Origin of the sequence: Pseudomonas batumici (genome assembly GCF_000820515.1) — a bacterium.
GTDB lineage: Bacteria > Pseudomonadota > Gammaproteobacteria > Pseudomonadales > Pseudomonadaceae > Aquipseudomonas > Aquipseudomonas batumici.
On the sequence record NZ_JXDG01000013.1, the window covers coordinates 1 to 3,147 of the forward strand.

The 3,147-nt window shown below is 57.2% G+C and carries 3 protein-coding genes and 3 tRNA genes; all 6 read right to left on the minus strand.

Translation table 11 applies throughout. The annotated features are described in order from the left end of the window. A partial coding sequence (locus UCMB321_RS06900) for an elongation factor Tu (protein ID WP_040064864.1) occupies positions 1-824 on the minus strand: 824 nt, incomplete at its 3' end. An 84-nt stretch (positions 825-908) separates the two neighbouring features. Beyond that, a tRNA-Thr gene (locus UCMB321_RS06905) sits at positions 909-984 on the minus strand. 26 nt (positions 985-1,010) lie between these two features. After that, positions 1,011-1,084, minus strand: a tRNA-Gly gene (locus tag UCMB321_RS06910). A 26-nt stretch (positions 1,085-1,110) separates the two neighbouring features. Then, a tRNA-Tyr gene (locus UCMB321_RS06915) sits at positions 1,111-1,195 on the minus strand. Positions 1,196-1,336: 141 nt separating this feature from the next. Continuing rightward, entirely contained in the window at positions 1,337-1,783 is a 447-nt protein-coding gene (locus UCMB321_RS06920) for an SPOR domain-containing protein (protein ID WP_040064862.1), read from the minus strand. Positions 1,784-1,884: 101 nt separating this feature from the next. After that, positions 1,885-2,844 carry a bifunctional biotin--[acetyl-CoA-carboxylase] ligase/biotin operon repressor BirA gene (birA, locus tag UCMB321_RS06925; RefSeq protein WP_040064863.1) on the minus strand — a complete coding sequence of 320 codons (960 nt, stop codon included), beginning with the start codon at positions 2,842-2,844 and terminating at the stop codon, positions 1,885-1,887. Between the last annotated feature and the right edge of the window lie 303 nt (positions 2,845-3,147).

Below are 3,147 nucleotides of genomic sequence, written 5' to 3' on the forward strand. Positions count from 1 at the left end.
CCAGCACGACCTTCGTCGAGCAGCTTGCGGAACATTTCAACACCAGTACAGGTGGTGGTGGCAGTATCACGCAGACCAACGATTTCCAGGGCATCTTGAACGCGAACGATACCGCGCTCGATACGACCGGTTACAACAGTACCGCGACCCGAGATCGAGAACACGTCTTCGATCGGCATCAGGAACGGCTTGTCGATTGCACGCTCAGGCTCAGGAATGTAGCTGTCCAGAGTCTCAACGAGCTTCTTGACGGCCGAAGTACCCATGCCGTTGTCATCATTGCCTTCCAGCGCCATACGCGCAGAACCAATGATGATTGGAGTGTCATCGCCTGGGAAGTCGTAGGTGCTCAGCAGATCGCGCACTTCCATCTCAACCAGTTCCAGCAGCTCAGCGTCGTCTACCAGGTCAGCCTTGTTCAGGAAAACCACGATGTATGGAACGCCCACCTGACGGGACAGCAGGATGTGCTCACGAGTTTGCGGCATCGGACCATCGGCGGCCGAGCAAACCAGGATCGCGCCGTCCATCTGCGCAGCACCGGTGATCATGTTTTTTACGTAGTCGGCGTGACCAGGGCAGTCAACGTGAGCGTAGTGACGCTCGGCCGAATCGTACTCAACGTGAGCGGTGTTGATGGTGATACCGCGAGCTTTCTCTTCCGGGGCGCTGTCGATTTTATCGAACTCAACCTTGGCCGAACCGAACACTTCGGAACAAACGCGGGTCAGAGCGGCAGTCAGCGTGGTCTTACCGTGGTCGACGTGACCAATGGTGCCTACGTTGACGTGCGGCTTATTACGTTCGAACTTTTCCTTAGCCATCGAAATCACCCTCAGGAGAAGAATTGAGCAAGCTACATCAGCCATTAAAACAAAGGCAGATATTTTCATATCTGCCTTGTTATATGGAGCTCTTGAGCGGATTTGAACCGCTGACCTCACCCTTACCAAGGGTGTGCTCTACCAACTGAGCTACAAGAGCGAAACACTGTGCACAAACAGCAAACTTGGAGCGGGTAGCGGGAATCGAACCCGCATCATCAGCTTGGAAGGCTGAGGTTCTACCACTAAACTATACCCGCGGAGCTTGCAGCTCACGCTTGAAATATGGTGGAGGGGGAAGGATTCGAACCTTCGAAGTCGTAGACGTCAGATTTACAGTCTGATCCCTTTGGCCGCTCGGGAACCCCTCCTAAGCGAGCCGACATTTTACATCATGTCGACCTTCTGTCAAGCATTTTCTCATTTAAATCATGAGGTTAGCTGCGTTGACCCGCTTCGTAGCCAGTCCCTCAAGAGGTGTTCACTGCGAAGCGGGCGCCATTCTATGCAAACTATTCGACAGTTGCAATACCCTCGCAGGGCATTATTTTATGTTTTAACTCATTGAATTCTTTAGCAAGGTTCTGCAGCAGGGCATCGTCCAGCAAATGCTGGCTTTCGGGTGCGATCCGCACCCAGTAACCCGCCGAATCAGGCACATTCACCTGCTCGACCCGCGCCTTGATATTGCTGCCCTGGAGACGCTGCGCGACGGACTGCGCCAGATCCTGGCGAGTGACAGCCCCCAGATAAACACATTCGCCCTCGCGCACCTGGGTGCTTCCAGCCGCACGACGACCACCCGCACCGTCCGACTCGCTCAACAACTGGATATCCTGGTGAGCACTGCGGTACAACGAAAGAGGTGCGACTTCCTTGGCCCTCAGGGGTGCCTCCTGCTGATGCCAGACGTAATAGACACCGTTGAGCACCAGCAGCAACAGAAACAACCAACGCATAGGAACCTCAATCGAGCGGACACGCCACCGCCAAGCCAACAAATACCGGATCAGGCAGCGGACGCGCCTGCCGCCGGACAAACTCACTACCACTCTCGAACTCAAGCATCGTCACGCAGCCTCAAGCTGAGCTCGCCACCGCTGAAGACCTTTTCGACGCCATCGACCTGCAGGCGCAAGGCGCCTTGCTGATCGATGCCCAGCACGATCCCTTCAACCTGGTTCACCCCGGCGACCAGGGCCACCTTGCGCCCTTGCCAGAGGTGATTCTGCTCCCACTCAGCCTGGATCGCGGCAAAACCCGAGGACTGGTGCCATTCCAGGTAAAAGCGCAGCTTTTCACCCAGGCTGGCGATCAACTGATTGCGATCGATCGACCGCCCCGTTTCCAGCCGAGCCGATGTCCACAGCTGATCCACCTGGTCGGCGACCTGCATGTTGACGTTGATCCCGACCCCCAGCACGACGTGACAGACATCCGCCGGGTCGCCGACAAGTTCCAGCAAAATACCGGCGATCTTCTTGTTGTCGACCAGGACATCGTTTGGCCACTTCAGCCCTGCCCCGGCAATGCCCAGCTCACGCAATGCCTGCAGAACGGCCAGGCCGACCACAAGACTCAGGCCTTCCAGCTGGCGCATGCCACCGTCGATCCTGAGCAACAGACTGTAATAGATATTTTCCGCGAACGGACTGACCCACTGGCGCCCCCTGCGCCCTCGCCCCGCGGTCTGCCGCTCGGCCACCACGATAAAAGGCGCAACAACGCCCTTGCCCACCAGACGTAGCGCCTCGGCATTGGTCGAATCTATGGAGTCGTAAACATGAACAGGCCAGGATGCCGAAGGCGTTGCAGCCGCAATCTCCAGCTCGCTCAGCAGCACCAGCGGATTGGCCAGCTGGTAACCCCGGCCACGGACCTTATGGATAACCAGCCCGAACTCCGCCTCCAGTTGCTGGAGCTGCTTCCAGACAGCACTGCGACTGACCCCCAGCGCCGCTCCAAGCGCTTGCCCGGAGTGGAATCGACCATCTTTGAGGAGCTTCAACAACGTCAGCATGCAGGTCTCGCCTAACAATGAGGCAGGCATGATAGCCATGCGCCGAGGGCTTGCATATGACCCTTGAGCCTTGCAGCGACTGTCCGGCCGCCATCGCCAGCAAGCCGGCTCCTACAGGTCAGCATTCCACCGCGAGAATATCGTCGGACCCGGCCCTTGTGGGAGCCGGCTTGCTGGCGATGCCGTCGGCACTATCAACACAGGGGTGAGGTGTAGCACCCGATGTTTCGGCAAAGCAAAAACAAAACCCCTACCTGCGTGCGCAGATAGGGGTTTTGGAATTTAATCTTGACGATGACCTAC

What these genes read in the sequence shown, in the direction of transcription:
- birA (WP_040064863.1), bottom strand. Translation starts at nt 2,844, where the DNA reads ATGCTGACGTTGTTGAAGCTCCTCAAAGATGGTCGATTCCACTCCGGG.
- UCMB321_RS06920 (WP_040064862.1), bottom strand. Translation starts at nt 1,783, where the DNA reads ATGCGTTGGTTGTTTCTGTTGCTGCTGGTGCTCAACGGTGTCTATTAC.